Source organism: Cryobacterium sp. TMB3-10 (genome assembly GCF_004402305.1).
Taxonomy (GTDB): Bacteria; Actinomycetota; Actinomycetes; order Actinomycetales; family Microbacteriaceae; genus Cryobacterium; species Cryobacterium zongtaii.
In genome coordinates this window covers 668,491-694,929 of record NZ_SOGH01000020.1, presented here as the reverse complement: position 1 = coordinate 694,929, position 26,439 = coordinate 668,491, and the positions used below count along the sequence as shown (strand labels likewise).

Here is a 26,439-nt window from a genome sequence, read left to right as displayed (position 1 = left end):
GTCACACGCGCGCACACCTGTTACCCGGTGGACACGTTGCGCCCCTAAAGTAAGGTTCGTGAAGGCGATCCGTAAATTTACCGTCCGTGCAGTCCTGCCAGAGTCGCTTGCCGCGCTCGATGAGCTGGCCGGCAACTTGCGCTGGTCCTGGCACGAGCCCACCCGGCAGCTCTTCGAGCACATCGCCCCGGAGCTGTGGCGCAGCATCGGCACCGACCCCGTCGCCCTGCTCGGCGCCGTCGACCCGGCCCGGCTGGCGGAACTCGCCCTGGACCACGACTACGTCGCCGGCGTCAACCTGGTGCGCGACGACCTGCGCGCCTATCTCAACGAACCGCGCTGGTATCAGGGCCTCGAGGGGGCGAAGCCGGCGTCGATCGCGTACTTCTCGCCCGAGTTCGGCATCGCGGCGGCGCTGCCGCAGTACTCCGGCGGCCTGGGTATCCTGGCCGGGGACCACCTCAAGAGCGCCTCGGACCTCGGTGTTCCACTCGTCGGCGTTGGCCTGTTCTACAAGGCCGGCTACTTCAGCCAGGCGATCTCGAGCGACGGTTGGCAGCTGGAGAGCTACCCGCTGCTGGACCCCGACGGTCTGCCCCTGTCGGTGCTGCGCCGGGCGGACGGTTCGCCGGTGCAGGTGTCCCTCGCCCTGCCGGACGACCGAACCCTGCACGCTCGCGTGTGGGAGGCCAGGGTCGGCCGCATCCGGCTGCTGATGCTGGACACCGATATCCCGGAGAACACCGACGAACTGCGCCAGGTGACCGACAGGCTCTATGGCGGCGGCGGCGAACACCGGCTGCTGCAGGAACTGCTGCTCGGCATCGGCGGGGCCCGTGCCGTGCGCCTGTGGAGCCACCTCAACGGCCGCGACGAGCCCGAGGTGTTCCACACCAACGAGGGACACGCCGGATTCCTCGGCTTGGAACGCATCTCCAGCCTCATCGGTGAGGGTCTGAGCTTCGCCGAGGCGTTACAGGTAGCCCGTGCCGGCACCGTTTTCACCACGCACACCCCGGTGGCTGCCGGAATCGACAGGTTCGAAACCTCCCTCGTGCGCCGCTACTTCGAGACCGACCTGCTGCCCGGTGTGGCCGTGGACGACCTGCTGGGTCTGGGCGCCGAGAGCTACCCGGGCGGGGCGCCGGATGTCTTCAACATGGCCATCATGGGCCTGCGGCTCGGACAGCACGCCAACGGCGTCTCGAAGCTGCACGGCGAGGTGAGCCGGCGCATGTTCAGCGGCCTCTGGCCGGGCTTCGACGCCAGCGAGGTGCCGATCACCTCGATCACCAACGGGGTGCACGCCCCCACCTGGACGGACCCGGCGCTGAAGGCCCTCGCCGCGAATCGGCTCGGTACCACCGACACCTCCACGGCCGACTGGGCATCGCCCGCGGTGAGCGACCAGGACCTCTGGGAGGTGCGCGGCGATATGCGCCGCCAGTTCGTCGAGGACGCCCGTCGCCGCATCGGCGCGGCCTGGCTGGTGCAGAACCCCGGCGGTCTGGTGCCGGCGTGGATCAACCAGGTCTTCGACCCCAACGTGCTCACCATCGGCTTCGCCCGTCGGGTGCCCACCTACAAGCGGCTCACCCTGATGCTGCACGATCCCGAGCGGCTGCGCGCCCTGCTGCTGCACCCCGAGCACCCCGTGCAGATCGTCATCGCCGGCAAGTCGCACCCCGCCGACGAGGAGGGCAAGCGGCTGATCCAGCGGATCGTGCAGTTTGCCGCCGATCCTGAGCTGCGCACCCGCATCGCGTTCCTGCCCGACTACAACATCGGTATGGCTCAGCTGATGTACCCGGGCACCGACGTGTGGCTGAACAATCCGCTGCGCCCGCTCGAGGCCTGCGGCACCTCCGGCATGAAGGCGGCCCTGAACGGCGCCCTCAACCTGTCCATCCTCGACGGCTGGTGGCCGGAGTACTTCGACGGTCAGAACGGCTGGGCCATTCCCTCTGCCGACGCGAGCACCAACTCCGCCGAGCGCGACCGCCTCGAGGCCGACGCCCTGTACGAGCTCATCGAACACCAGGTGGCGCCGCCGTTCTACGAGCGCAACGCCGATGGCGTGCCCGAACGCTGGGTCGCCAACATCCGCCAGACCCTGGCCGGGCTCTCGCCCGAGTTGAACGCCGGCCGGATGGTGCGCGAATACGTGGAGAAGCTCTACCGCCCCGCCGGTGTCTCCGAGGCGCGGCTCTCGGCCAACAACTTCCGGGCGGCCCGCGAACTCGCGGAATGGAAGGCCCGCATCGGGGGAGCCTGGCCCGGCGTGGCCGTCGAGCACGTGGAGTCCGGTGGCGTCGCCCCGGTGCCGCAGGTGGGCGATGAACTGCGCCTGCGCGCGCACGTGCAGTTGAACGGCCTCGCACCCGAGGACGTGACGGTGCAGGTCGTCTACGGCAGGAGCACCGGCGGTGACGACCTCACCGACGTCAGCACCCAGGCCCTCGAGCCGATCAACGACGTGCTGGGGCAGGACGCGACCGAAATCGTGACGCCCGGCGCGCCCACCCTGTTCACCGGAACCGTCGAACTCGACAGGTCCGGCGGCTTCGGCTACACCGTCAGGGTCGTGCCGCGGAACGACCTGCTGATCAGCGCGGCCGAGATGGGGCTGGTGGCCGTCGCCGGCTGACCTCGCCCGCGGGCCGGCGTCGTCAGCGGTCCCGGCCGATCGCGGCCACGACGGCGGCGGTGACGGAGACGAGGTCGGCGGGGGAGAGCTCGAGGTCGAAGCCGCGGCGGCCGCCGGAGACGAAGACCGAGTCGAAGAGCTCGGCCGTCTCGTCGAGCACCGTCGTCAGCCGGGTCTTCTGTCCGATCGGGCTGATGCCGCCCACGACGTAGCCCGTTTTGCGCTCGGCCACCTTGGGGTCGGCCATGACGGCTTTCTTCGCGCCGACCGCCGCGGCGAGGGCCTTGAGGTCCAGCTGACCGGAGACGGGCACGATCGCCACGACGAGGGCACCGTCGGCGTCCGCCAAGAGGGTCTTGAACACCTGGTCGGGATCCAGCCCGAGCTTGTCCGCCGCCTCGAGGCCGTAGCCGGCCACCGCCGCATCATGCGGGTAGTGGTGGGCGGTGAACCGGATGCCGGCGTGCAGCAGCGCCACAGTGGCGGGTGTGCCGCGGCATCCGGCTTGGTCATGCCCGGGCTTCCTCGGCCCGCAACAGCAGCATCGAGGTACCCCCCATGGTGAGGCGGGCGCCCGGCATGTGCGAACTCTGCACCTCGCGGATGTCGTCGTGACTGGAGTCCCAGAGCACCGTGTAGCTGGAGACCCCGGAGTGGATGGGCAGGGTCACCTCGGTGGGCGACTCCAGGCCGTGAACGATCAGGAGGATGCGGTTGAACGCCTCGTGCTCGGGGGTGCTGGCCGCGAGGTACTGCAGGGTGCGTTCCTGGGGGGAGTTCCAATCGGCCTCCGACATCGAGGCTCCGGCGGCGTTGTACCAGTCCATCTGGCTGGCGCTGGGGGTGGTCTGGCCCGGCCGGCCGAACCTCACGGGGCGCAGGGCCGGGTTCTCCCGGCGCAGGGCAAGCAACTGCCGGGTGATCCGGTGCAGGTCCTGCTGCCAGTCGTCGAAGTTCCAGTCCAGCCAGGTGAGCTCGCTGTCGTGGCAGTAGGCGTTGTTGTTTCCGCGTTGGCTGCGACCGAACTCGTCCCCGGCGGTGAGCATCGGCACACCCGCGGAGAGCAACAGGGTGCCGAGCAGGTTGCGCATCGCCCGCCGACGGGTACGCAACACCGTGACATCGCGAGTGGGCCCCTCGACACCGTGGTTGAACGAGTTGTTCCCGTCGGTGCCGTCCCGGTTCGCCTCACCGTTGCCGACGTTGTGCTTCACGTTGTACGCGGTGAGGTCCGCCATGGTGAAACCGTCGTGGGCGGTGATGAAGTTCAGCGAGGCGACCGGGCCGCGCTCCAGCGAGAAGGTGTTGGCCGACCCGGCCAGACGGGAGGCGAACCGGCCGATGCCGCTGTCTGAGGTCGAGTGGTTGCGCACGGCGGCGACGTCGGTGAGCCAGAAGGACCGCATCCGGTCGCGGTACCGGTCGTTCCACTCCGACCAGCCGGTCGGGAAGTTGCCGGTCTGCCAGCCGCCCATGCCCACGTCCCACGGTTCCGCGATGAGCTTCACCCCGGCCAGTTCCGGGTCGTCGCGGATGGCGGTGAGCAGAGGGTGGTCCGGCGTGTAGTGCACGTTCTCGTCGCGTGCGAGGGTCGCGGCCAGGTCGAACCTGAACCCGTCGATCTGCACCTCGTTGGCCCAGTACCGCAGAGAGTCCAGCACCAGTCGCATCGGCACGTCGTGGCCGAAGTTGACCGTGTTGCCGCAGCCGGTGACGTCGATGTAATGACCCTTGGCGTTCTGCCGGTAGTAGGTGGCGTTGTCGATGCCCCGCAGGCTCGTGACCGGTCCGGCCGGGCCCTCCTCGGCGGTGTGGTTGTACACGACGTCGAGGATGACCTCGAGGCCGGCCTCGTGCAGCAGTTTGACCATGCCCTTGAACTCGCGCAGCACCGCCTCCGGCCCCTCGGACTGGGAGGCCTGCGTGGCGTAGTCGGCGTGAGGGGTGAAGAAGTTGAGGGTGTTGTAGCCCCAGTAGTTCGACAGGCCCTGCTTGATCAGGCGCTGTTCGGAGACGAACGACTGCACCGGCAGCAGTTCAACGGCGGTCACCCCGAGGTTCTTGAGGTACGCGATGGTGCTCTCGTGTGCCAGTCCGGCGTAGGTGCCGCGGAGTTCAACGGGCATGGCCGGGCTGAGCTTGCTCAGGCCCCGGACGTGCGCCTCGTAGACCACGGTGTGATCCATCGGCGTGTTGGGCTTGACGGCTCCGGCCCAGTCGAAGGCGTCGTCGACCATGGTGGACTGCCATTGGTCGGGTCCCACCCGGGCCAGACCCCGGGCGTACGGGTCGATCAGGGTCTTCTCGGGGTGGAACGAGTGCGTGGGACCGGCTGGACCGGAGACCCGGATGCCGTAGCGGCGGCCCGCGGTGAGGGTGCGGCTACGGCCGACCCAGACGTTGTGGGCGTCGCGCACCATGGGTACGGTGCGCACGATCCAGTTGGGGTCGGTGTGGTCGAAGATGCACAGTTCGATGGCCTCGGCGTGTTCGGACCAGACGCGGAGTTCCCCGCCATTGCTCGTAGCGCGGACGCCCAGATTGCGGAGGGTGTCTGCTGAAGTCATGAGATCTAGAGTAATCAGTGCGGACGGTGTATAAAGACCAGCCCGCACCGGCCCATCCACGGGACCCGAACCAGCCAGGAGGCGAGCACATGTCGGTGCATTTTGACCACGCGTATCTCGACCACGCCGCGACGGCACCGATGCTGCCGGCCGCCATCACCGCGTACGCGGAGGCGATGGCTGTCGTCGGCAATCCGGCGTCCATCCACAGCCAGGGCCAGAACGCCAAACGGATGCTCGAGGAGGCCCGCGAACGGGTCGCCGCGAGCGTGCACTCCGACCCCATCGAGATCGTCTTCACCGGCAGCGGCACCGAATCGGTGAACCTGGCCATCAAGGGCCTGTACTGGGCCCGGGCGCCCCGCACCCGGATCCTCGTGCCCGGCGGAGAGCACCACGCCACCGTCGACACCGTGGAATGGCTCGCCCAGCAGGAGGGTGCGACGGTCCAGTGGATCCCGCTGGACACGCTGGGCCGCATCGACCTCGCCGCCCTCGCCGCGGCCATCGCTGAGGACCCCGAGGATGTGGCCCTGGTGACCCTGCTGGCCGCCAACAACGAGGTGGGCACCCTGCAGCCCGTCGAAGACGTCGCGGCGCTCGCCGCGGCACACGGCATCCCGGTGCACGTGGACGCCATCTCCGCCTACGGTCACGTGCCCATCGACTTCGCTGCCCTGCACGCCACCGGAGTGTCGGCGCTGAGCGTCTCGGCGCACAAGATCGGCGGCCCCGTCGGCATCGGCGCCCTGGTGCTGTCCCGCACGATCACCGTGGTGCCGCTGATCCACGGCGGCGGCCAACAGCGCCAGGTACGCAGCGGCACCCAGGACGTGGCGGCGGCGGTGTCGTTCGCGGTCGCGGCGACAGCCATGACCGCCGACCTCGACGCCGAGAACCGGCGCCTGCGAGTGCTGCGCGACAGTGTGATCGCCGGCGTTCGCGCCGCGGTGCCCTCCGCCGTCTACAACGGCGACCCCGACTCCGCAGATTCGGGCACAGCCGGGCGTCTGCCCGGCAACGCCCACTTCACCTTCCCCGGCTGCGAAGGCGACTCGCTCCTGTTCCTGCTCGACGTCGCCGGGGTGTCGGTCTCCACGGGATCCGCCTGCCAGGCCGGCATCCCGGAGCCATCGCACGTGCTGCGTGCCATGGGCCGTAGCGAGGCCGAGGCCCGCAGCGCCCTGCGGATCACGCTGGGCCGCACCTCGACCCAGGCCGACGTCGACGCCTTGCTGACGGCGCTGCCGGTGGCCTGGGCGCAGGCGATCGGCGCGGGAATGGCCGACTCGGCGCCGCGTGCGTACACTTAACCAGTGAAGATTCTGGCAGCAATGAGCGGTGGGGTGGATTCCGCCGTGGCCGCAGCCCGCGCGGTCGAGGCAGGGCACGAGGTGGTCGGGGTGCACCTGGCCCTGTCGCGCATGCCCGGCACGCTCCGCACCGGCAGCCGCGGCTGCTGCACCGTCGAGGACTCGATGGACGCCCAACGGGCCGCGAACATCATCGGCATCCCGTATTACGTGTGGGACTTCTCCGAGCGGTTCAAGCTCGACGTCGTCGACGACTTCATCGCCGAGTACGCCGCCGGACGCACCCCCAACCCGTGCATGCGCTGCAACGAGAAGATCAAGTTCGCCGCCCTCCTCGAGAAGGCCCTGGCACTCGGGTTCGACGCCGTCTGCACCGGCCACTACGCCTCGATCGTGACGGATGCCGACGGCAACCGGGAACTGCACCGGGCCAGCGCCTGGGCCAAGGACCAGTCCTACGTGCTGGGCGTGCTCACCAAGGAGCAGCTCGCGCACTCGATGTTCCCTCTGGGCGACACGCCGTCCAAGGCCGAGGTGCGCGCAGAGGCCGCCGAACGCGGATTCTCGGTGGCGAACAAGCCCGACTCCTACGACATCTGCTTCATCCCCGACGGTGACACCCGCGGTTGGCTCGGCGAGCGGGTCGCCCCGGAAACCGGCGACATCCTGGACCGCGAGGGCAACAAGCTCGGGCAGCACGAGGGCGCCGTGGCGTTCACCGTGGGACAGCGCAAGGGCCTCTCGATCGGCACCCCCGCCGCCGACGGCAAGCCCCGCTTCGTGCTCGAGGTACGCCCGGTGTCCAACACCGTGGTCGTGGGCCCCAAGGAGGCCCTGGCGATCAAGGAGATCGCCGGCACCCAGTACACCTGGGCCGGACTGCCCCCGGAGCACCCCGAGATCGAATTCGCCTGCGACGTGCAGATCCGTGCGCACGCCGACCCGGAGCCCGCCGTGGCCCAGGTCATCTGCGTGCCCGCCGACCCCTCCGCGACGCCGCCGGTCGAGGCGCACACCGAGCTGCGCATCCTGCCGACCGAGCCGCTGACCGGCGTGGCGCCGGGCCAGACCGCTGTGGTCTATGTGGGTACCCGGGTGCTCGGGCAGTGCACGATCGACCGCACGATCAGTGCCGTTCCGGTCAAAAGCGACAACGTTGCAGGCCCGGTTCCCGCCGACTCCGCGACGATCAATGCCTGACGCGACGGGAGCGTCACCGGCGGCCGCGCTGGCCGCCGCCGGCGAGGAGGCCGCCAGCCTGACCACGCGCATCCTCGAGGCCCGCGACGCCTACTACGAGCGCAACCAGGTCATCGTCTCCGACGCCGACTACGACGGCCTGATCCATCGCCTCGAAGAACTCGAACGGCTCTTCCCCGAACTCGCCAGCCAGGACAGCCCCACCCAGACCGTCGGCGGCCGCGCCGAGACCACCCTGTTCGACCCGGTGCAGCACGCCGAGCGGATGCTCAGCCTCGACAACGTGTTCTCCATCGAGGAGTTCGAGGCCTGGGCGGCCAAGGTGCAGGTGAGCGCCAACCGGGCCGTGCACTACCTCTGCGAACTCAAGATCGACGGCCTGGCCATCAACCTCCGCTACGAGAGGGGGGTGCTCGTCAGCGCCGCCACCCGCGGCGACGGCGTGGTCGGCGAAGACGTCACCGAGAATATCGCCCTGGTGCCCGGAATTCCCGCCCGGCTGAGCGGCACCGGGCATCCGCCGCTGATGGAGGTACGCGGAGAGGTCTTCTTCCCCGTCGAAGCGTTCCGGGAGCTCAATGCCGCGCAGAGCGCCGCGGGCGAGCGGGTGTTCGCCAATCCCCGCAACGCGGCCAGCGGGTCGCTCCGGCAGAAGGCCGAGAGCAAGAACGCCGACCAGCTTGCCCTGATGAAGGCCAGGCTCGGCCGGCTGCGGATGCTCGTGCACGGCATCGGCGCGTGGGCCCAGCCCGGCGCCGAGTCGCAGTCCGCCGTGTACGACCTGCTCGCCGGCTGGGGTCTGCCCACCAGCACCCACTACAGGGTCGTCGCGACGCCGGCAGAGGCATCCGCGTTCATCGAGTACTTCGGCGAGCACCGCGGCAGCGTGGAACACGAGATCGACGGCATCGTCATCAAGGTGGACGAGCTCGCCCTGCACGACGAACTCGGTGCCACCAACCGCGCGCCGCGCTGGGCGATCGCCTACAAGTACCCGCCGGAGCAGGTGAACACGAAGCTGCTCGACATCGTCGTGAGCGTGGGCCGCACCGGCCGGGCCACCCCGTTCGCCGTGATGGAACCCGTCAGGGTCGCCGGTTCCGTCGTGCGCCAGGCCACCCTGCACAACCAGGATGTCGTGAGGGCCAAGGGCGTGCTGATCGGCGACACCGTCGTGCTGCGGAAGGCCGGCGACGTGATCCCCGAGGTCCTCGGGCCGGTCGTGGAGCTGCGCGACGGCACCGAACGCGAATTCGTGATGCCAGCAGACTGCCCGGTCTGCGGCACTGGGCTGAAGGCCGCCAAGGACGGCGACATCGACCTGCGCTGCCCGAACGCGCGGAGCTGCCCGGCCCAGGTCTGCGGCCGGGTCGAGCACATCGGCTCGCGGGGTGCCCTCGACATCGAGGTGCTCGGCGAGGTGACCGCGGCGGCGCTGACCCAGCCCACGGTTCCCGAAACGCCGCCGTTGGACACCGAGGCCGGCCTTTTCGATCTCACCATCGAGGATCTGTTGCCGATCAGCGTGGTCGTGCGGGACCCCGAGACCGGCCTGCCCCGCGAGGACGAGGACGGCACCGTGCGTCAGCGCACCCCGTTCCGGCGGAACCCGTCCGCAGCCGAGAAGAAGGCGGGTCTGGACGGCCCGCAACCGTCGTCCAACGCCGTGAAGCTCATCGCCGAGATCGAACTGGCCAAGACCAAGCCGCTCTGGCGCATCCTGGTCTCACTCAACATCCGTCACGTCGGGCCGGTGGCCGCACGGGCCCTGGCGAACCACTTCGGCTCTCTCGACGCCATCCGTTCGGCGTCGCGCGACGAGCTGGCCGAGGTCGACGGAGTGGGCGGCATCATCGCCGACGCCGTGATCGACTGGTTCGAGGTGGACTGGCACCGCGACATCGTGGAGCGATGGGCAGCGGCCGGGGTGCAGTTCGCCACGCCGGGGCACCCGGGCCCCGGTGCCGCTGCGGCGGCCGGTGGAGTGCTCACCGGGCTGACCGTCGTGGCGACGGGCTCGCTGGAGGGCTTCACCCGCGAGGGCGCGTCGGAGGCGATCATCGCCGCCGGCGGCAAGAACGCCTCCAGCGTGTCGAAGAAGACCGACTACGTGGCCGCCGGCCCCGGCGCCGGCTCCAAACTGGCCAAGGCCGAAGCCCTGGGCGTGCGCATCATCGACGCCGACCAGTTCCGGCTGCTGCTCGAACACGGCCCGGCCGGCCTGCCAGACGCCGCCCCGGCGGATGCCCCGGCCGAGAGCGGTGCCGAACCGGAGTCGGTCGCCGCGGCCGAGCCCGGCCGCGACACCGACTAGGCTCCCGCCGGCGGTCGCTCGTCGTTCCGCTGTGCCCAGAGCGAAACTCTCTTGCCGGGGGGAGCGCTGGTTGGGTTAGCTGGCCGCATGCGATTCCTCATTCTCGGCGGAACGGCCTGGCTCGGCAGCACCATCGCGACGGCCGCGATGCACCACGGTCACAAGGTCACCTGCCTGGCCAGGGGCGAATCCGGGAACGCCCCGGCCGGCATCCGCTTCGTGCGGGGCGACCGCGACCAGGCCGGGGCGTACGCGGAGGTGGCGGCCGAAGACTGGGATGTGGTCGTGGATGTGTCGCGGCAGCCCGGGCAGGTCGCCTCGGCCGTGGCGGCGCTGGGCGACCGGGCCGCCGCGTACACCTTCGTATCGTCGGGAAACGTCTACGCCGACACCGCCGTGCCGGGCCAGGACGAGAGCGCTGAGCGTGTCGGTGCGCAGAGCGGTGACGTGATGGAGTCGATGGAGACCTACGGCGAGGCGAAGGTCGCCTGCGAGGACCGGCTCCTTGCGGGGTTCGGCGCCGACAGGTTGCTCATCGTGCGGTCGGGTCTGATCGGCGGACCCGGCGACGTCTCCGACCGCAGCGGGTACTGGCCACTGCGGTTCAGGGAGCCCGCCGGTGCCGACGGGAGTGTGCTCGTGCCCGACGTTCCGGGGCTGCTGGTTCAGGTGATCGACGTGCGCGACCTGGCGGAATGGATCGTCGACGCCGCCGAGGACCGCACAGCCGGGGTGTTCAACGCGACGGGGGAGACCGTGGCGCTGGCCGAACACCTGGCCGTGGCGAGGAGCGTGGCCGGACACACCGGCCCGGTCGTGGGCGCGGATGCCCGATGGCTACTGGATCACGAGGTCGGGCCGTGGTCGGGGCCACGGTCCCTGCCGCTGTGGTTGCCCCTGCCGGACTACGCCGGGTTCAATGCCCGAGACAGCGGTGCCGCCCGCGCCGCCGGACTGGTCACCCGCCCGCTCGCCGAGACCCTCGCTGACACGCTGCGCTGGGAGCGCCTCAGGGTGCCGCAGGGCCCGCGCCGGGCGGGACTGTCCGACGCCGACGAGGTGGCCCTGCTCGCCGCCCGCGCCGCCGGCTGATGCCCCCGCGCCCGCCCGGCCGCCCGCACCAGGCGGCCGGAACCGGCGCCGGCACTAAGCTGCGGCCATGACCCCCATCAAGGATGATGACCGTCCGACCGAGGAACCCACGGTGCCTGAGCTCCTCCAGCCCGGCGAGCCACCGTTCCAGGCGCTGTTCCCGAACCTGGACCGGGTGTCCCGATCATCCTGGCGCAAGGGAACCGTCAGCCGCCGACGGATCGGCCGCGCGACGGGGCTGCTGATCGGTGTGATCGTGGTCATCGGGACGTTGGTGGTGGGCAGCGTCATCCTCTGAGCCCCTCCAGTCTGCTGCGCCGCCGAGGCGCTCTGAGCCCCGAAAATTCACCTCACCGTGGCCGGATGTTCCCCCGCCGGAAACCCGCCCGAAACGCAGCCGCCGAATTGCGCCAAAAAGTGTCCGATCGCCCTGAACGAGGGGCAGTGGCAGCGCCCGCGGCTCGGTAAGCTGAGAGCGCATGACTTGCCAGGGGCGTCGAGTCTGTTTGCTGTTCATTCGTTCGGGAGGGGACGGGACGCGTCGTGCTATTCGAGGCCGCTGCACTGCTGACTGCCTCGCTCGCCCTCGTCGGGGTGGGCGGGCCCGTCCTGATGCCCGAATCCTCGCAGGTCAGCGTCTACGAGACCGTTTCGGCCCGGGTCGCGGACCGTCAGAGCGATGCGGGCGCCTCGCAGGCCTCGGCTGAGCTCGAGGTGCAGTCGGCCGCTGCCATCGACATCGACGTGGCCTCCCTCCGCACCATGACGGGGTCGAATCTGCTCGTCGGTATGTCCCAGCTCGCCGTCGCGGAGTTGAGGAGCTTCGTGGCCGATTACCCCACCCGCGTCGACTCGGTGCTGGCGACTCCGCCCGAAGCCACGGTGGTGTCGGCCTGGTGGACGCTGCTCGACTCCACCCAGCGGGCCACCCTCACCACGGCGACCCCGCGGCTGGTCGGCAACCTCGACGGCGTGCCGCTGGCGCAGCGCAGTCGCGCGAACGAGCGATACCTCAGTGAATCCCTCGCCGAGGCCAAGCGGGTCCTCGCCGGCCACTCGTCAGATGCCGAACGCTCCCTGGCCAGCGGCCGGGTTGCCGTGCTCAGCCAGGTCCAACTGGCCCTGAAACCCAGCGACGGCGGGCCCAAACGCAGCCTGATCCTGCTCGACCCCAACGGGTCGGGGCGGGCGGCGATCGCCCTGGGCAACCCGGACACCGCCGACTACATCGGCTACCTGGTACCGGGAATGAACTACCGGGTCGAGCCCGCGATGGTCAACTGGACCACCGTGGCCGACGACGTCTACCGCGAGCAGCGTGCGGTCCTGGCCGCACGCAAGAAGGCGCCGGCCGCCACCACAACCGCACCCGGCACAGCGTCCGTCACCCCGGCATCCGCCACCGGCAGCCGGCTTGTCTCGGGGTACCCGGATGCCGCGGCGACCACAGCGAAGACCGTGGCCACGATCGCCTGGATCGGCTACGAGGCGCCCGACGTGTTCTCCGTCGGCTGGCGTGACCGTGCGGTGGCCGGCGCCGCCTTCCTCGAGACCTCGTGGGCCGGCGTGCGCGCCAGCAGGGGAGCGGACCAGCCCTTCATCTCGGTGTTCGCGCATTCCTATGGTTCGACCGTCTCGCTCATGGCGCTGGCCAACGGCTCCGTGCAGGTGGACGCCCTCGTCGTGGTCGGTTCACCGGGTAGCGAAATCCAGTCCGCCGACAAGCTCGAGGTCGCCAACGGGAACGTCTTCGTCGGCAAGGCGGACTGGGACCCGGCGGTCAGCTCGGCGTTCTTCGGTAGCGATCCCGGCGCCTCCTCGTACGGTGCCAGGGCACTCGGCGTGGACGGGGCGACCGACACCGTCACCGGCGCCTGGCTCGGCGGATCCCTCGGCCACAACGACTATTTCAGGCCCGGAAGCGAGTCCCTGCACAACATGGCGCTGATCGGCACCGACAACGCGGACCTGGCAACCGACGACGACGAATAGAATTGGAGCTTCCGCTTCGATTTTCTTGGGAGTTTCATGTCTGAAATCACGGCCGAGCAGGTTGCGCATCTGGCCAACCTCGCCCGGATCGACCTCAGCTCGGCAGAAATCGATCGCCTCACGGTCGAACTCGGCCAGATCGTCGACTCTGTCGCCAGGGTCGCCGAGGTCGCGACGCCCGACGTCCCGGCGACCAGCCACCCGATGCCGCTGACGAATGTGTTCCGTGACGACGTCGTCGTGCCGTCGCTCACCGTCGACCAGGCCCTGTCCGGCGCCCCCGACCGTGCCGGCGACAAATTCCGCGTGCCCGCCATCCTGGACGAGGAGTAACAACGTGACCAGTCTTATCAACCAGACCGCCGCCGCCCTGGCCGGTCTGCTCGCCGACGGCTCGGTCAGCTCCGTCGACGTCACGCGCGCCCACCTCGACCACATCGACGCCGTCGAGCCCGATGTGCACGCGTTCCTGCACGTGGCCCGCGACGCCGCCCTGGCCACCGCCGCGAGGGTCGACGCCCGTCGCGCCGCCGGCGAGAAGCTCGGCCCGCTGGCCGGCGTTCCGATCGCCATCAAGGACGTGCTCGCCACGCACGACATGCCCACCACCTCCGGGTCGAAGATCCTTCAGGGGTGGATCCCGCCGTACGACGCCACCGTGGTTCGGCGCATCCGCGACGCCGACCTCATCCCGCTGGGCAAGACCAACATGGACGAGTTCGCGATGGGCTCCTCCACCGAACACTCCGCCTACGGCCCCACCCACAACCCGTGGGACCTTGACCGCATCCCCGGCGGCTCCGGCGGTGGCTCCGCGGCCGCCGTCGCCGCGTTCGAGGCACCGTTGGCGCTCGGCAGCGACACCGGCGGATCCATCCGTCAGCCCGCCGCCGTCACCGGTTCCGTCGGCGTCAAGCCCACCTACGGCGGCGTGTCCCGCTACGGCGCGATCGCGCTGGCCTCCTCGCTCGACCAGGTCGGCCCGGTCACCCGCACGGTGCTCGACGCCGCGCTGCTGCACGATGTGATCGGCGGGCACGACCCGCTCGACTCGACATCGCTGACGGATGCGTGGCCGTCGATGGCCGCCGCGGCCCAGGCCGGGCTGGCCGACGGTGCCCTCAAGGGGGTGCGGATCGGCGTGATCAAGGAACTCAACGGTGCGGGTTTCCAGGCCGGTGTCAAGCAGCGTTTCGAGGAGACCCTGGCCCTGCTGTCCGCGGCCGGCGCCATCGTCAGCGAGGTGAGCGCCCCGAACTTCGAGTACGCGGTCTCCGCCTACTACCTGATCCTGCCCGCCGAAGCCTCCAGCAACCTGGCCCGCTTCGACTCGGTGCGCTTCGGCATCCGGGTCAACCCGGAGGACGGCCCGCTCACCAGCGAGCGCGTCATGGCCGCCACCCGCGACGCCGGCTTCGGCGACGAGGTCAAACGCCGCATCATCCTGGGCACCTACGCCCTCAGCGCCGGCTACTACGACGCTTACTACGGCAGCGCCCAGAAGGTGCGCACGCTGATCCAGCGCGACTTCGCCGCCGCGTTCGACAAGGTCGACCTGCTCGTCTCTCCCACGGCGCCGACCACGGCGTTCAAGTTCGGCGAGAAGACCGAAGACCCGATGGCGATGTACCTCAACGACATCACCACCATCCCGGCCAACCTCGCCGGCATCCCCGGCATGAGCCTGCCGATGGGCCTCGCGCCCGAAGACGGCCTCCCGGTGGGTCTGCAGGTGATGGCGCCCGCCCGGGCGGATGCCCGTCTGTACACCTTCGGCGCCGCCGTCGAGCAGCTGCTCGAGGCACACTGGGGGCACACCCTGCTCAGCCAGGCACCCGCTCTGGCCAACATCGAAATGTTCGCAACCGAAGGGGGAGCCGTCTGATGGCGAAAGCCGAATTGATGGACTACGACAAGGCCCTCGAGCTGTTCGAGCCGGTGCTCGGCTTCGAGGTGCACGTCGAACTCAACACCAAGACCAAGATGTTCTGCGGCTGCGCCAACGAATTCGGTTCCGGTGCCAACACCAACACCTGCCCCACCTGCCTGGGCCTGCCCGGCGGGCTGCCGCAGGTGAACCGCCAGGCCATCGAGTCCTCCATCCGCCTGGGCCTGGCCCTGGGCTGCGAGATCGCCGAAACCAGCCGGTTCGCCCGCAAGAACTACTTCTACCCCGACACCGCCAAGAACTTCCAGACCTCCCAGTACGACGAGCCGATCGCCTTCAACGGCCAGCTCACCATCGAGCTGGAGAGCGGCCGCCAGGTGACCGTGGACATCGAGCGCGCGCACATGGAGGACGACGCAGGCAAGCTCACCCACATGGGTGGCGCGGCAGGACGCATCCAGGGCGCCGACTATTCACTGGTCGACTACAACCGCGGCGGCGTGCCACTGGTGGAGATCGTCACCCAGATGATCGAGGGTGGCGAAGCCGACTCGCCCGAGATCGGCAAGACCTACGTCGCCGCCATCCGCGAGATCGTCAAGGCGCTCGGCGTCTCGAACGCCCGGATGGAAGAGGGTAACGTGCGCTGCGACGCGAATGTGTCCCTGCGCCCGCGCGGCTCGAACATCCTGGGCACCCGCACCGAGACCAAGAACGTCAACTCACTGCGCAGCGTCGAACGCGCCGTGCGCTACGAGATCCAGCGCCAGGCCGCGCTGCTGCACGCCGGCGGCACCATCACCCAGGAGACCCGGCACTGGCACGAGGACACCGGGGTGACCTCCGCCGGCCGGCCCAAGAGCGACGCGGACGACTACAGGTACTTCCCCGAGCCCGACCTGGTGCCCGTCGCCCCGTCGCGTGCCTGGGTCGAAGAGTTGCGCGCCACGCTGCCCGAGCCCCCCGCGGCCCGCCGCAAGCGGCTGCAGGCGGACTGGGGTTTTGTGAACCTCGAGTTCCAGGATGTGGTCAACTCCGACCTCCTCGACGTTCTGGAGGCCACCATCGCCGCCGGCGCGCCCGCTCAGTCCGCCCGCAAGTGGTGGACCGGCGAGATTGCCCGTCTGGCCAACGCCGCCGGCGTGACTGCCGAGAGCCTCGTGACCCCGGCCCAGGTGGCCGCGCTGATCGAGCTGATCACCGACGGCACCCTCACCGACCGCCTGGCCCGCCAGGTGCTCGAGGGCGTCATCGCCGGCGAGGGCACCCCCAGCGAGGTCGTCGCCAGCCGTGGACTGGCCGTCGTCAGCGACGACGGGCCGCTGATTGCGGCCATCGACGAGGCCCTCGCCGGGCAGCCCGACGTGCTCGCGAAGATCCGCGACGGCAAGGTGCAGGCCGCCGGCGCCGTCATCGGCGCGGTCATGAAGGCCATGCGCGGCCAGGCGGATGCCGCCAGGGTGCGCGAACTGGTGCTCGAACGCGCCGGCAGCGCTCCGGTGGAGTCTGCACCTTCGGAGTCGGTGGAGTAATGGCGCTCTGGAGCCGCCGGCCCGCGGACGCCCCGTCAGCCGACGGGGCGGCCGCGGTGTTCGGCGTCGGCATGCAGGTGGTGGTGCGGCTTGACCGCAGCCGCTACCCCGACTCGATGGTGGAGGACCCGATCGGGGTCATCACCGCGCCAGGCGAGCTCGTCGGCTCGGCGCTTTATGCACCCGTCGTGGGCAAGGAAGCGGTGTGGGTGGTGCACTTCGAGGAACCGTTCTACGGTCTCGACGGCACCGGCCCGCACGAGTCGGCCCGGGTGTCGCAGGGTTCGCTCGAGGCAGCTCCGGAGTCGTGATCGCCGTGGCCGACCTCAACCAGCCCGCCGAGGCCGACATCCGTCGGTGGCGGCGGTATCTGGCCGATGAACAGGCCGAGGCCGCCGTCTACCGTGATCTGGCCGGTCGGCGTTCCGGCGAGGAACGCGACATCCTCCTGGCCCTCGCCGAGGCAGAGGGCCGGCACGAAGCGCACTGGCGCCACCTGCTCGGCGAGCGGGTCGGAGCGCCCCGGAAGGGTGCGCTGCGCACCCGGGTGCTTGGCCTGCTGGCCCGCAGGTTCGGTTCCGTCTTCGTGCTCGCGCTCGCCCAACGCGCCGAGGCACGGTCGCCCTACGACGGGGACGCCGATGCCACCAGCGCCATGGCCGCAGACGAGCGTATCCACGAGGAAGTCGTTCGAGGCCTGGCCGCCCGCGGCCGCCAGCGGCTGTCCGGCACCTTCAGGGCCGCGGTCTTCGGCGTCAACGACGGTCTGGTGAGCAACCTCGCCCTGGTGCTGGGCATCGGGGCGACCGGGGTGCCCACCGCCACCATCCTCTTCACCGGCATCGCCGGCCTGCTGGCCGGAGCCCTGTCGATGGGTGCGGGGGAGTACGTGTCGGTGCGTTCCCAACGCGAGCTTCTCGAGGCATCCACCCCGAACCCGGCCACGCGCAGCGTGCTCTCACACCTGGACGAGGCCGCCAACGAACTGACCCTCGTGTACCGTGCCCAGGGCATGACGCCCGAAGACGCCGAGGTACACGCCCGTGAGGTGCTGCGCACCGTGGCGGTCGCCACCGGTGCGCTCGACGTGAGCCGGCTCGACGGCTCCACCGCCGCACTTGTCGACGAGCACGAAGCCATCGGCACCGGCATGGGCGCCGCGATCTCCAGCTTCTGCTTCTTCGCCTCCGGGGCCCTGCTGCCGGTGCTGCCCTACCTGTTCGGCATGCAGGGCGTCGCTGCGATCATCGTCGCCGCGGTCCTCGTGGGCCTCGCGCTGCTGGCCACCGGCGCAGTCGTCGGACTGCTCTCCGGCGGTCCGCCGCTGAAGCGTGCGCTGCGTCAGCTTGTGATCGGCTTCGGAGCCGCCGGGGTCACCTACCTGCTCGGACTGCTCTTCGGCACCACCGTCGCCTAGCGCCCGGCCTAGCGCCGCAACTGTTGCCGGTGCGGACAAATGGTCCCGGTGTGCCGGGCGCACTTGTCCGAACGAGCAACAGTTGATCGGCGCGGGCGGACGCGGCGGCGGCGGTCAGCGGCGGTCGTCGCGGCCGGTGAGGGCCAGCAGCCGGGACTGCAGCGGAGCGTCCTCGGGCATCGGCACCGGGGAATCGAACAGGCCACTGGCCTCCAGCGCATCCCGCTGCGGCTCGAACACCGTCCAGACCGCCTCGATCAGAGCCGGGTCCAGGGTCTCGTCGGCCGCCGTCGCCCTGGCCAGGTCCCAGGAGTGAATCGTCACGTCGGAGACCTGCTCGCGCAGGTAGTCCAGCACCGTGACGGTGTCGTAGGAGAGTTGCACCGACGCATCCGCAGACGCCGCCTGCCACGCCGCGGTGGCCAGTGAGGAGTGCGTGTGCCATTCGGCAACGAGGTCGTCCCCGAGCGGGTCGACGCGGCGCCGGGCCTGGTCCAGGGTCAGCCCGGCCAGCAGCGGCGGGATCCACTGCTGCTCCCGAACGACGTGGCGCACCAGATCACCGACGGTCCACTCCTTGTCGGGCGTCGGAGCGTTCCAATCGTCCACGGCTGCGATGCGCCGGCCGAATTCACGGTGCGCCTGTTTCTGCAGGGTGTACCAGTCGATCGACGGAGCTGCGCTGGCGGAGGTGGTGTCAAGCACAGTTTTTTCGGACAGAGTCTTTTCAAGCACAGTGGGCTCACTTCGTTGATTGTCGTGCGGCATCCGCCCAGAGGGGAAAGTCCGTGCTGGGTGCAACGACGCTCGGCCCGCGGGCATTCCGGGTCCGCCGGAAATCTCCCCGTCAGTGCGAGAAGTTCCGCCGTAGAAGCTAGGTTCGACAGAGAACACCGCCGGGCTCTGTCCTCGGCCCTACCGCGACGAGGTCCACATGCCAGCTTCCAGTGCCCCGGGTTCCATCGCCGTCATGCTGCCGCGAGACCTGCCCGCAGCGCAGTTCGTGGCTTACGCGCGCCGCGCCGAGGAACTGGGTTTCACCGAGATCTGGGTGGTGGAGGACTGCTTCTTCCGCGGGGGCATCGCCCAGGCCGCCGTGGTGCTCGCCGCCACCACGACCATAGTTGTGGGAATCGGGATCCTGCCCGCCGCAGCCCGGAACCCCGGCTTCGCGACCCTCGAGATCGCCACCCTCGCCGAACTTTTCCCGGGTCGACTGCAGGTGGGCGTCGGGCATGGCATGCCCGTCTGGATGCGGCAGACCGGCAGCTGGCCGACCAGCCCCCTGGCCATGCTCGCCGAGAACATCGACCTCATGCGTGCCCTGCTGCGCGGGGCCTCCATCACGACAGCCGGCCGCTACGTCCAGGCGGATGCCGTGGCCTTGGCCGGTCCGCCGTCCACGGTGCCGCCGATCCTGGCGGGCGTGCGCGGACCGAAGTCCTTGCACCTGGCCGGCGCCTGCGCCGACGGGGTGGTGCTGGCCGAGCCCGTCACCCCCGAATACCTCGCTGCCGCGATCGGTGCCCTCGATGCCGGCCGCGACGCTCCGCCGGAGGGCTTCGGGTTCCCCGGCCTCCGCCCCCCGTCGGCTGCCCGTCACGTGGTGGCCTACAACGCGGCCGCCGTCGACGAGGACCCCGCCGTGGCCCGCAACCTGGTGCGCCCGGCTCTTGAGTGGATCGGCGACCCCGATTGGGCCCCGCACATCACGGTGCTGCCCTTCGCGAAGGAGTTCGCCGCCCTGCGCTCGGCCAGCGCCAGCCGGGCTGACTTCGCGGCAGCGATGCCCGAGAGCTGGGTCGATCAGCTCGCGGTGGTCGGCACCGCCGCATCCGCTCGCCGCCGCATCGATGAGCTGCACACCGCCGGAGCCACGAGCGTTGTCCTCATCCCGGCCGGTCCCGACCCTGTGAAAGCGCTGGAGTCGCTGGCCACGGTCCTGTCGGTCCGGGCTGGTGCCGCCTAGGCTGACACCAAAGCGAAGGAGCAGACTCATGGGATTCCTCGATCGCCTCCTGGGCCGACCCGAACAACCGGAGCCGACCCGCACCGCGCCGGCCCCGCAGCGCACCGACGACGAGATCGCCGTGGAACGCTACAGGTACCTCTTGCGCACCGCACCGCCGGAGACCATTGAACAAGTGCACACCGAAGCGTTCAGCAAGCTCACCGACGAGCAGCGCGACCTGCTCTTCCAGCAGCTGACCGAGAACGCGATGGAGGGTGAGCGCCCGGCGAACGCCGAACCGGCCACCCTGGCCAAGTCCGCCACCCGGGCCGAACTCCGCCAGCCGGGCACCCTGGACCGGGTCTTCGGCGGCGACCAGGCCGGCGGCCGGCAGGGCCCCGGCTTCGGCAGCATGCTCGGCGCTTCCCTGCTCGGTACCGTGGCCGGCTACGTTGTCGGCTCGGCGCTGGTGGGCGCGTTCCTGCCCGATATGGGCGGCGAGGCGGATGCGGCCGGTGACGCCGGCACCGACTCGGGCGCCGAGACCACGGCGGACTCAGGCGATTCCGGCGGCGATTTCGGTGGTGACTCCGGCGGCGGTTTCGGTGGCGACTCCGGCGGATTCGGCGATTTCGGCGGCGGTGGAGATTTCGGCGGTTTCTAGCTCGATGCCGACCCCTCCTGCCTGTACTCTCGAAGGTAGCTTCGAGTTGGTTCCGGCCGGAGCGGCAGAAGGGTGTGGTGCGGCGTGAGCAGGCAGGATGGCAGCGACCGGCAGACCACCGGCGCCGATGTCGACGACACGACCGCCACCATGCTGCACATAGACATGGATGCGTTCTTCGCGTCCGTCGAGTTGCTCGACCACCCCGAACTCGTGCACCTCCCCGTCGTCATCGGCCACCGCTCCGGTCGGTCCGTGGTGACAGCGGCCAATTACGTCGCCCGCAAGTACGGGGTCAACTCGGCTATGCCGATGGCTATCGCCCTGCGCCGCTGCCCGGCCGCCATCGTGCTCGAGCCGCACATGGGCCGGTACGTGGAGGTGTCCCGCCAGGTGATGGGCATTTTCACCGACATGACGCCGATGGTCGAGCCGCTCAGCATCGACGAGGCGTTCCTGGATGTCGCGGGCGCCCGGCGTGTGCACGGTTCACCCGCCGAGATCGGGCGGAAGATCCGCGCCCGTGTGTTCGCCGAGACCGGACTCACCTGCTCGGTCGGCGCCGCGTCGACTAAATTCGTGGCCAAGCTGGCCTCCGGACGGGCCAAGCCCGACGGGCTGCTGGTGATCCCCGCGGAGGACACAATCGCTTTCCTGCATCCGCTGCCCGTCGGCGCCCTCTGGGGGGTGGGCGCCAGCACCGAACAGGTGCTGCTCGGGCTCGGGCTGCGGCACGTGAGCGATATCGCGCACGCCCCCCTCGAGATGCTGCAGCGTGCCGTCGGCGTCGCCAGCGCGCACAAACTGCACGATCTGTCCTGGGGCATCGACCCGCGCACGATCAACCTCGAACGCGAGGAGAAAAGCGTCGGCCACGAGGTGACCTTCGAACATGACGTCACCGATGTCGCCCGGTTGCGCAGCGAACTCCTGCGCCAAGCGGATGCGGTGGCCGCCAAGCTGCGCGGCAACGGCCTCGTCGCACGGACTGTGGTGCTCAAGCTCCGCTACGCCGACTTCAGCACGGTGACCCGGTCGCGCACCCTGGCCGAGCCCACCAACGTGGGCCGGCGGATATACGAGGAGGTCACCGCGAGCTTCGACGTGCTCGCGGCCCGCGGCATCCGGGTGCGCCTGATCGGAGTGCGGGCCGAGCAACTCGGCTCCGGCGATGGTGCCGGCATGGGCCTGTGGGACGATGACGACGACTGGCGGGAAGCCGAACTGGCCGTGGACACCGTCACCGCCCGGTTCGGCCGGGGGATCGTGCGGCCGGCCTCGCAGCTGGGCGGCGGAAGTGCTCCGAAGCGTGATGTCCATCCGTTCGGAACACCGAACGCCGGGACGCCGCAGGGAGAGGGGGAGTAGCCTCTCACCATGACTAATCTCGCCTTGAAGCTCGCAGAAAACGCTCGATCCATCGGCGTCAGGTCGGCCTACGGAGACCCCGTGCAGATCGAGGGCGTCACGATCGTTCCGGTGGCCCTGGTGCAGTACGGCTTTGGCGGTGGCGGCGAAGGTGACGAGTCCGCGGCGGCCGGCGGTGGCGGCGGTGGCATGGCCATCCCGATCGGCGCTTACGTTAAGTCCGGCGGAGCGGCCCGCTTCGAACCGAATGTGATTTCGCTGCTGGCCGTCGGCATCCCCTTCGTCTGGGTCGCCGGCAAGGCCATCGCGCGCATCATCCGCGCGCTCAAGCGCTAGCACTAGCAGCGAGATCCTCGCGCGCAGAAATTGTCGCGCGACGCCTTGCATTGCCCGGATGCGCCCGGGGAGTTCTATACTCGAAGCTGAACACGGGAGTCCGGTGAACCGGGCTGAGAGGAAGCTACTTCAGCTTCGACCGTCGAACCTGATCTGGATCATGCCAGCGCAGGGAGGCTTCTCAATCCCGTGCCCAGTATTCCTCTACGGAAAGGGCACGTACAGTGCACGCGTCAATCAACACCCAGCCTTCCAGGACTTCGTCCGCCACCTCTCCCTCCACGTCGCGGAAACCGCGGGTGCTGAAATGGCGGGTCGTCGACATCGTCGTGGCCAGCGTCATCGGCGTCGCCAGCGGCGTGATCTTCTGGGCATGGGGCCTGGCCTGGTCGCCGCTGAGCGCCCTCCTGGCCTTCACCCCCGGGCTCGAAGGACTCCTGGCCGGCGGCTGGCTGTTCGCCGGGGTGCTCGGCGGACTCATCATCCGCAAGCCCGGTGCGGCCGTCTACACCGAGGTCGTCGCCGCCGTCGTCTCGATGCTCATCGGCACCCAGTGGGGCTTCTCCACCCTGATCTGGGGTGTCGTCGAGGGGCTGGGCGCGGAGATCGTGCTGGCCCTGTTCTTGTACGCCAACTGGCGCCTGGGCGTGGCCCTCCTGGCCGGCGCCGGCGCGGGCATCGCCGTTGGTCTGCTCGACACCACCTTCACCAGCTACGCGGCCCTCGACATCGGCCCCAAGATCGTCTACCTGGTTTCCGCCGTCGTCTCCGGTACCGTGCTCGCCGGGCTGCTGTCCTGGCTGGCGGTGCGCGGACTCGCCCGCACCGGCGCGCTGAGCCGGTTCGCCGCCGGCCGCGAATCGGGCCCGACCGACCGGGTCGACACCCAGCCTGCCCGGTGACCCGCACCGGATGCCCGCTCCGCGTCGCCGAGGCCCGGCCGTGACCGGCGCCAGGGTCACGGCCTCCGGCTGGGGCTGGCGGCACGCCGGCCGGTCCCGCCCCGCGGTCTCCGGGCTCGATCTCGACATCCGCCCGGGGGAGCGGGTGCTCGTGCTCGGACCCAGCGGAGCCGGCAAGAGCACGCTGATGCACGCCCTCGCCGGTGTGCTCGGCGATGACGAGGACGGCGACGAGACCGGCGAACTCCTCATCGACGGCCGCCGCCCCAGCGCGTCCCGCGGCCGGGTGGGCCTCGTGCTGCAGGACCCGGACTCGCAGGTCGTGCTTGCGAGGGTGGGCGACGACGTCGCCTTCGGCTGTGAGAACCGCGCCGTTCCGCGCGCCGAAATCTGGCCCCGGGTCGGTCGGGCCCTCGCGGACGTGGGCCTGGACCTGCCTCTGCGGCACCCGACCAGCGCGCTCAGCGGCGGCCAGAAGCAGCGCCTGGCCCTGGCCGGGGTGCTCGCCATGCGCCCGGGCCTGGTGCTGCTGGACGAACCCACCGCCAACCTCGACCCTGACGGTGTCGTCGAGGTGCGCGACGCCGTGCTGCGCTCCGTGGAGGCGTCGGGTGCGACCCTCATCGTGATCGAGCACCGCGTCGCGGTCTGGCAGCACGTCGTGGACCGCATCGTGGTGCTCGACCCGGCCGGCGGCATCCTCGCCGACGGACCCACCGACAGCGTGCTCAGCGCCGAAGGGGAGCGGCTCGCCGCCGCCGGAGTGTGGATACCCAGGTTCCCACCCGCGACGCCCGACCGGCGCCCCCGCTCCGACGGTCCCGGCGCGGAAGTCCTGCTCAGCGCCGATGACCTCGCCGTCGGACGGGTGCCGTTCGCCCGCAAACAGGCCGTCGTCGTCGCACACGGCCTCGACCTCGCCCTGCGCGCCGGCACGGCCACGGCTCTCACCGGACCCAACGGCACCGGCAAGTCGACTTTCGCGCTCACCCTGGCCGGGCTTCTGGCCCCCGCGGGCGGGCGGTTGACCGCAACGGATGCCCTCGCCGGGGGACTCGGGCCGGCCCCGCACCGATGGCGCTCCCGCGACCTGCTGGCGCGCATCGGCACCGTCTTCCAGGACCCCGAGCACCAGTTCCTCGCCGGGACCGTGCGTGCCGAGCTCACCATCGGCCCCCGCGCCCTCGGCCTGGGCGGGGCCGAGCAAACTGAGCGAGTGGACGCGCTGCTGCACAGACTGCGGCTGGACCGTCTCGCCGACGCCAACCCGTTCACCCTGTCCGGCGGCGAGAAGCGCCGACTGTCCGTGGCGACGGTGCTGGCGACCCGGCCCCGGCTGCTCGTCCTCGACGAACCCACCTTCGGGCAGGACTCCCGCACCTGGGCCGAGCTGGTGCGCCTCCTCGCCGAACTGCTGGACACCGGCACCGCCGTCCTGGCGGTCACGCACGATGAGCAGTTCGTGGCCGCGCTGGCGGATGCGCGCCTCACCCTGGTGCCTGGAACCGGGCCGGCGAGTGGCCGCAGCGTGACCGCCGGGCTGCGCGCGCCCGCCGGAAGGGAGGCGTCGTGAGCCTGATGACGCCGGAGATCCGGCCCAGTGCGATCGCTGGAGTGAACCCGGTCGCCAAGCTCGCCGTGGCGCTGGTGATCAGCTGCGCCCTGATGCTGTCCATCGATTGGGTCTCGGCCGCGGTCGCCCTCGCACTCGAGGCTGTGCTGCTGGCCTGGTGCGGGCTGAGCGCCCGCCAGTTCTGGCTGCGCACCGCACCGGTGTGGATCGCGGTTCCCTTCGCCGTGCTCACCACGGTGCTCTACGGACAGGACTCCGGCGCCGTGCTGTTCAGCGCCGGCTTCGTATCGGTGACCGAGGGGTCCGTGGCCCTGGCCCTCGCGATTGGGTTGCGGATCTTGGCCATCGGCATCCCCGGGATCGTGCTGTTGGCCACCACCGATCCCACCGACCTCGGTGACGGCCTCGCGCAGGTGCTGCGCCTGCCGGCCCGGTTCGTGCTCGGCGCCCTAGCCGGGCTGCGCCTGGTGGGCATGTTCATCGACGACTGGCATTCCCTGGCCCTGGCCAGGCGGGCCCGCGGGGTGGGCGACGGCGGCGGCCTGCGCGGCCGCGCCCGCCGGTTCGGCGGACTCGCCTTCGCTCTGCTGGTTCTTTCGGTGCGACGGGGCAGCAAACTCGCCACGGCCATGGAGGCCCGGGGTTTCGGCAGCGACGAACCGCGCACCTGGGCCAGGGAATCGGTCTTCGGAGCGCGTGACACACTGGTCGTCCTGATCGGGGCTGCCATCGCCGCCGCGGCGATCTCGGCAGCCGTTCTGGCGGGGACGTGGCATTTTGTGCTCGCCTGACCTGGTCGCACCGGTGCTCGCCGCCGTCAGGGCGCTGAACCGCAATCCGGTCGGCGACCGGGCCGTGATCCTCATCGACGGTCCCAGCGGCGCGGGCAAGAGCACCCTCGCCGACGCCGTGCTGGCCGCCTGGCCGGGACCGGTGGCGCCGACACTGGTGCGCCTCGATGACATCTACCCGGGCTGGGGCGGCCTGGACGCCGCCGTCGACCAGGTCGGCCGGCTGGTGCTCGGCGCCCGGCATGCCGGCCGGCCAGCCGCCTGGCAGCGGTACGACTGGGCGGGGGCCGTCCCGGCCGAATGGCATAGCGTCGACCCCGACCGGCCGCTCGTGATCGAGGGCTGCGGTGCCCTGGCCCGGGCGCATGCGTCCCTGAGCGACGTCAGGGTGTGGCTGGATGCCGACGACGGCATCCGCAAGCGGCGGGCGTTGGCCCGTGACGGCGGCGGGTTCGAGGCGCACTGGGACCAGTGGCAGCACGACTGGGAGGCCTACCGAGCCCGGGAGCAGCCCCAACTATCGGCCGGCGTCAGTCTCACGGGCACCCCGCCTGGGCTTGGGCGCTCCGGCGGCGCCTGAGGCGAAAACCGGGCCTGAGCAGTAAGTTGGGGTCATGACTACCCCGCAGAGTGAGAACACCGAGTACACCGTGGAATTCGTGGACGGTCCCCTCGAGGGCCAGACCGACAGCCGCGTGCTCCTGCACGGCAAGCACGACGCCCGGATCAGCATGGTCGCCGCCGTCGACAGCATGGAATCGCTGTTCTGGTACGACGAGGTCGACAGTCGAGAGGTGCAGGGCAAGCTGCACGTGCGCTACGCCTTCGACTCGTCGGACAGCGATCCCGTCGAATCTGACGACGCTCCGGTCTGAACCGGTTACGCCCACCC

The 26,439-nt window shown here is 70.3% G+C and carries 24 protein-coding genes and 1 riboswitch; of the genes, 21 read left to right on the top strand and 3 right to left on the bottom strand.

The window, feature by feature from the left end; all coding sequences use genetic code 11:
* Window positions 1-58: 58 nt before the first annotated feature.
* The gene (gene glgP / locus E3T22_RS11360) at window positions 59-2,647 is read left to right on the top strand and encodes an alpha-glucan family phosphorylase (protein WP_134480142.1); all 2,589 of its coding nucleotides are present in this window, start codon (window positions 59-61) and stop codon (window positions 2,645-2,647) included.
* Between the two features lie 22 nt (window positions 2,648-2,669).
* On the opposite strand, the gene ybaK is transcribed toward glgP, so the two are convergent.
* Window positions 2,670-3,125 carry a Cys-tRNA(Pro) deacylase gene (ybaK, locus tag E3T22_RS11355; RefSeq protein ID WP_134480140.1) on the bottom strand — a complete coding sequence of 152 codons (456 nt, stop codon included), beginning with the start codon at window positions 3,123-3,125 and terminating at the stop codon, window positions 2,670-2,672.
* A 31-nt stretch (window positions 3,126-3,156) separates the two neighbouring features.
* Window positions 3,157-5,214, bottom strand: a complete 2,058-nt coding sequence (gene glgX / locus E3T22_RS11350; RefSeq protein ID WP_088456445.1) for a glycogen debranching protein GlgX — start codon at window positions 5,212-5,214, stop codon at window positions 3,157-3,159.
* A gap of 89 nt (window positions 5,215-5,303) precedes the next feature.
* On the opposite strand from glgX, the gene E3T22_RS11345 reads away from it, so the two are divergent.
* From E3T22_RS11345 to E3T22_RS11295, 11 genes are all read left to right on the top strand, one after another.
* A complete protein-coding gene (locus E3T22_RS11345; protein WP_103479581.1) occupies window positions 5,304-6,527 on the top strand; it encodes a cysteine desulfurase family protein in 1,224 nt (407 codons plus the stop codon).
* Window positions 6,528-6,530: 3 nt separating this feature from the next.
* Entirely contained in the window at window positions 6,531-7,727 is a 1,197-nt protein-coding gene (gene mnmA, locus E3T22_RS11340) for a tRNA 2-thiouridine(34) synthase MnmA (protein ID WP_198414987.1), read from the top strand.
* Window positions 7,720-10,041, top strand: a complete 2,322-nt coding sequence (ligA, locus tag E3T22_RS11335; RefSeq protein WP_088456442.1) for an NAD-dependent DNA ligase LigA — start codon at window positions 7,720-7,722, stop codon at window positions 10,039-10,041. The genes mnmA and ligA overlap by 8 nt, the downstream gene beginning before the upstream one ends.
* Window positions 10,042-10,128: 87 nt before the next feature.
* On the top strand, window positions 10,129-11,133 hold the full coding sequence (locus E3T22_RS11330; protein ID WP_134480138.1) for an NAD-dependent epimerase/dehydratase family protein: 1,005 nt from the start codon (window positions 10,129-10,131) through the stop codon (window positions 11,131-11,133).
* Window positions 11,134-11,200: 67 nt separating this feature from the next.
* A complete protein-coding gene (locus tag E3T22_RS11325; protein WP_088456440.1) occupies window positions 11,201-11,431 on the top strand; it encodes a hypothetical protein in 231 nt (76 codons plus the stop codon).
* Window positions 11,432-11,676: 245 nt separating this feature from the next.
* Entirely contained in the window at window positions 11,677-13,125 is a 1,449-nt protein-coding gene (locus E3T22_RS11320; protein WP_088456439.1) for an alpha/beta hydrolase, read from the top strand.
* Window positions 13,126-13,161: 36 nt separating this feature from the next.
* A complete protein-coding gene (gatC, locus tag E3T22_RS11315) occupies window positions 13,162-13,458 on the top strand; it encodes an Asp-tRNA(Asn)/Glu-tRNA(Gln) amidotransferase subunit GatC (RefSeq protein ID WP_088456438.1) in 297 nt (98 codons plus the stop codon).
* 4 nt (window positions 13,459-13,462) lie between these two features.
* Window positions 13,463-15,010, top strand: coding sequence for an Asp-tRNA(Asn)/Glu-tRNA(Gln) amidotransferase subunit GatA (gene gatA / locus E3T22_RS11310; protein WP_088456437.1), 1,548 nt, complete (start codon window positions 13,463-13,465; stop codon window positions 15,008-15,010).
* Complete coding sequence (gatB, locus tag E3T22_RS11305; protein WP_088456436.1) at window positions 15,010-16,545, top strand: Asp-tRNA(Asn)/Glu-tRNA(Gln) amidotransferase subunit GatB; 1,536 nt, start codon at window positions 15,010-15,012, stop codon at window positions 16,543-16,545. Before gatA ends, gatB begins: the two co-directional genes overlap by 1 nt.
* A complete protein-coding gene (locus tag E3T22_RS11300; protein ID WP_088456435.1) occupies window positions 16,545-16,856 on the top strand; it encodes a hypothetical protein in 312 nt (103 codons plus the stop codon). Before gatB ends, E3T22_RS11300 begins: the two co-directional genes overlap by 1 nt.
* Complete coding sequence (locus tag E3T22_RS11295; protein WP_198414989.1) at window positions 16,853-17,962, top strand: VIT1/CCC1 transporter family protein; 1,110 nt, start codon at window positions 16,853-16,855, stop codon at window positions 17,960-17,962. The genes E3T22_RS11300 and E3T22_RS11295 overlap by 4 nt, the downstream gene beginning before the upstream one ends.
* A 114-nt stretch (window positions 17,963-18,076) precedes the next feature.
* Here E3T22_RS11295 and E3T22_RS11290 read toward each other — a convergent pair whose 3' ends face one another.
* Window positions 18,077-18,667, bottom strand: a complete 591-nt coding sequence (locus E3T22_RS11290; RefSeq protein ID WP_240632192.1) for a TIGR03086 family metal-binding protein — start codon at window positions 18,665-18,667, stop codon at window positions 18,077-18,079.
* Between the two features lie 229 nt (window positions 18,668-18,896).
* Between E3T22_RS11290 and E3T22_RS11285 the strand changes: the two genes are divergently transcribed.
* The 9 genes from E3T22_RS11285 to E3T22_RS11245 all read left to right on the top strand — a co-directional run bounded on the left by E3T22_RS11285 (window position 18,897) and on the right by E3T22_RS11245 (window position 26,422).
* Complete coding sequence (locus E3T22_RS11285; RefSeq protein WP_088456433.1) at window positions 18,897-19,931, top strand: LLM class flavin-dependent oxidoreductase; 1,035 nt, start codon at window positions 18,897-18,899, stop codon at window positions 19,929-19,931.
* Between the two features lie 28 nt (window positions 19,932-19,959).
* Entirely contained in the window at window positions 19,960-20,577 is a 618-nt protein-coding gene (locus tag E3T22_RS11280) for a hypothetical protein (RefSeq protein WP_088456432.1), read from the top strand.
* Between the two features lie 84 nt (window positions 20,578-20,661).
* Window positions 20,662-21,945, top strand: coding sequence for a DNA polymerase IV (gene dinB / locus E3T22_RS11275; RefSeq protein WP_134408759.1), 1,284 nt, complete (start codon window positions 20,662-20,664; stop codon window positions 21,943-21,945).
* Window positions 21,946-21,954: 9 nt separating this feature from the next.
* Entirely contained in the window at window positions 21,955-22,281 is a 327-nt protein-coding gene (locus E3T22_RS11270; protein ID WP_088456430.1) for a hypothetical protein, read from the top strand.
* An 82-nt stretch (window positions 22,282-22,363) separates the two neighbouring features.
* A riboswitch (TPP riboswitch) is annotated at window positions 22,364-22,474 on the top strand.
* A gap of 31 nt (window positions 22,475-22,505) precedes the next feature.
* The gene (locus E3T22_RS11265) at window positions 22,506-23,183 is read left to right on the top strand and encodes an ECF transporter S component (protein ID WP_088456429.1); all 678 of its coding nucleotides are present in this window, start codon (window positions 22,506-22,508) and stop codon (window positions 23,181-23,183) included.
* 10 nt (window positions 23,184-23,193) lie between these two features.
* On the top strand, window positions 23,194-24,756 hold the full coding sequence (locus E3T22_RS11260; RefSeq protein WP_134408757.1) for an ABC transporter ATP-binding protein: 1,563 nt from the start codon (window positions 23,194-23,196) through the stop codon (window positions 24,754-24,756).
* Window positions 24,753-25,547, top strand: a complete 795-nt coding sequence (locus E3T22_RS11255; protein ID WP_370291366.1) for an energy-coupling factor transporter transmembrane protein EcfT — start codon at window positions 24,753-24,755, stop codon at window positions 25,545-25,547. Before E3T22_RS11260 ends, E3T22_RS11255 begins: the two co-directional genes overlap by 4 nt.
* Window positions 25,548-25,560: 13 nt before the next feature.
* A complete protein-coding gene (locus E3T22_RS11250; protein ID WP_241983665.1) occupies window positions 25,561-26,127 on the top strand; it encodes an ATP-binding protein in 567 nt (188 codons plus the stop codon).
* Window positions 26,128-26,161: 34 nt separating this feature from the next.
* Window positions 26,162-26,422 carry a hypothetical protein gene (locus E3T22_RS11245; RefSeq protein WP_088456427.1) on the top strand — a complete coding sequence of 87 codons (261 nt, stop codon included), beginning with the start codon at window positions 26,162-26,164 and terminating at the stop codon, window positions 26,420-26,422.
* Window positions 26,423-26,439 lie beyond the last annotated feature (17 nt).